Annotated in this window: 1 protein-coding gene; it reads left to right on the top strand. The window is 52.5% G+C overall.

From position 1 onward, the window contains the following. Positions 1 to 339, top strand: a 339-nt coding sequence (locus ACYVTD_RS18455; RefSeq protein WP_461249049.1) for a DUF2271 domain-containing protein, incomplete at both ends; no start/stop codon positions are given.

Genomic DNA, 339 nt, shown 5'->3' with positions numbered 1-339 from the left:
GCTTTAAACGCAGGGAAACTTCTATTCCGACGTGGGTAAAAAAGTCGGGTCTTGCCAATTTAACAAGCACTCAGGTGGACGCGATAACGGGCGCCACCCCAAAGGCGGGGACGCTAACCTACGCATGGGACGGCACTGACGCGGGCGGTAAAGCGGTTCCGGCGGGAAATTACGTTCTGTTTCTTGAAGGAACGCTCAGGTGGGAGAATCAGGTTCTCTACCGCGCCCCAATCACTCTTGGAAAAGAAGCCAAGTCTGCTGAAGTAAGCGTAGAGTACAAAGGCGACGCAGGTGTGGATCGGAATATGATTGGAGACGTGAAAGTAAGAACGCTTAGAT

Source organism: Treponema sp. R6D11 (assembly GCF_054786075.1).
Note: the sequence above shows the minus strand (reverse complement) of the source record. Positions and strands in the feature narration are given on the sequence as shown.